The sequence below is a fragment of the Maribacter sp. 4G9 genome, assembly GCF_002742265.1.
GTDB lineage: Bacteria > Bacteroidota > Bacteroidia > Flavobacteriales > Flavobacteriaceae > Maribacter.
The window spans coordinates 1-1,816 of sequence record NZ_MDGL01000189.1; the positions used below are offsets into that span (position 1 = coordinate 1).

At 36.9% G+C, this 1,816-nt stretch carries 3 protein-coding genes and 1 pseudogene; 2 read left to right on the forward strand and 2 right to left on the reverse strand.

Annotation, left to right across the window (positions count from 1 at the left end; translation table 11 throughout):
* A pseudogene (locus BFP75_RS20035) lies at positions 1 to 273 on the forward strand (IS1595 family transposase); the annotation flags it as partial.
* A gap of 21 nt (positions 274 to 294) precedes the next feature.
* On the opposite strand, the gene BFP75_RS22770 reads toward BFP75_RS20035, so the two are convergent.
* Complete coding sequence (locus BFP75_RS22770) at positions 295 to 471, reverse strand: suppressor of fused domain protein (protein WP_099547105.1); 177 nt, start codon at positions 469 to 471, stop codon at positions 295 to 297.
* Between the two features lie 88 nt (positions 472 to 559).
* Between BFP75_RS22770 and tnpA the strand changes: the two genes are divergently transcribed.
* Entirely contained in the window at positions 560 to 964 is a 405-nt protein-coding gene (tnpA, locus tag BFP75_RS20045) for an IS200/IS605 family transposase (protein WP_099547106.1), read from the forward strand.
* Between the two features lie 46 nt (positions 965 to 1,010).
* On the opposite strand, the gene BFP75_RS20050 is transcribed toward tnpA, so the two are convergent.
* Positions 1,011 to 1,553 carry a suppressor of fused domain protein gene (locus tag BFP75_RS20050; RefSeq protein ID WP_099547107.1) on the reverse strand — a complete coding sequence of 181 codons (543 nt, stop codon included), beginning with the start codon at positions 1,551 to 1,553 and terminating at the stop codon, positions 1,011 to 1,013.
* Between the last annotated feature and the right edge of the window lie 263 nt (positions 1,554 to 1,816).

Below are 1,816 nucleotides of genomic sequence, written 5' to 3' on the forward strand. Positions count from 1 at the left end.
ACGGGCTACGGGCCGCTGGTAAAGGATTTTTCGAACATGGTACGGATCCCGTCGGGCAAGAAGGGGAGCAACTTCCCGGAACTGCACAGGGCGATCATGATGCTCAAGGCATGGCTTAGGGGGATGCACCACCACGTGGGGGACCTACAGGACTATCTCGACGAATATTGCTACAGGTTCAACTGCAGCTTCATGAAGGAGGGCATATTCGACAACCTGATGCTCAGGATGGTAAATACCCCGCCATGCTATATCAAAAATATTAGTGGTTAAATGCCTAAGTCAATATTTTTATTAATTCCCAATTATTTTATTCCAGAATGATTTTTTCGAAATCAAACTTTTTCTTTTCAAATCCAATACTTCTTTTCCGTTTGCTTTAATTAATAAATCCAAGAGCTTATTATATCCATTTTCTATTTTGAATTCTAATTCGTCTCTATAAAGTGGGAAAATATTATAGATATTTATTTATCATTGAAAAACCACCGTCTTTGACGGTGGTTATGTTTTAAAGGCTCAGCCATTTTTTAGTTTTGCCCATCTAAAACTTTTTAAGATGAGTAAATATAGAAAATTAACGCATGTGTATTACAAATGTGACTATCACATTGTATTGACACCCAAGTATCGTTTTCGGATACTTGAAAGAATGGTCAAATCATTGGTTGAGCATGATTTGCAAGTAATCAGTACATGGAAAGATGTACTGGTATTAGAGATGAATGTACAAAAAGACCACATTCATCTAGTGTGTTCGATACCTCCAAAAGTTTCAATCTCAGAATATATGGGGATATTGAAAGGAAAAATTGCAATCAAGCTTTTCAAAACCTACCCAAGTTTGAAGCAAAAGCCGTATTGGGGCAATCACTTTTGGTCAAGGGGCTATTTTGTGAGTACGGTAGGGTTAGATGAGGATATGATTAAACGGTATGTAAAATACCAAGAACATCATGAATGAGTCTTATGACCCTTTGGGTCTAATCTGAAAATCAAAGCCACCGTTTTTAACGGTGGTTTTTTACTTTTCGCCCATTTTTATGGATTTCGGTAAAATCCTTGTCAAAAGTTACAGAAGGAAGAACTAAAGCTCCAACAAATTCCGTTTCGCTTGAGTATGGCGACATATCCATTTCCGCTTGTAATGTATGTCCAATTCCAATCCAAGTGTCATAAAAATGAGGGAATTTAGCTGATTGCTTAAGAATTGAAATAATCCAATCGTTTTTATTTTTTCCAGAGTAAACTTGTTCAAATTCTATTTCTTTGGGAATAAGCATCATTATTTCGGCAAATTCCACTTCTGTTGGGTTTTCCACTTGTTCCTCCACATTCATTTTCAAAGTACTCATTCCGCAAGTCAGAAGAATATTAAAAGTTGAATTTTCTGGTTTTATGAAATATACATCGAGATGTAAGTCCAATGTTGGGATTTCGTGAAATACAGAAACTAACTTGTCATCAAAAAACTTGCTTAAATGGTCGTGAATCCATTCAGCGTGTTCGTGGTAATGTTTTCTTTCCGAGAGCGTATTTTTGTATTCAGCCATCTGTTTCTTTAGCTTGTGCCTAACGGTTTCGGCTATGAGTAGTTGCGTGGGTTAGCACTTAACTTTGCAAGTACACACCAAACTGAAAATCCGAAAGGATTTTCAGAAGTAGGCGAGAACAAGCAATTACTTATAGCCATTGTGCCTGTTGCACAAGTTATAAAAAAAGGGGCATTTCGATCTTGCCGATCCGTAAAAGGATCGTAACTTTAGGTATGCAGGGTAAAAAGGATTATCAAGAGAAGCTTTTCAATAATTTCCAA

Bases quoted from the DNA above. Each gene is read 5' to 3' on its own strand.
- tnpA (WP_099547106.1), top strand. From the start codon at position 560: ATGAGTAAATATAGAAAATTAACGCATGTGTATTACAAATGTGACTAT.
- BFP75_RS20050 (WP_099547107.1), bottom strand. From the start codon at position 1,553: ATGGCTGAATACAAAAATACGCTCTCGGAAAGAAAACATTACCACGAA.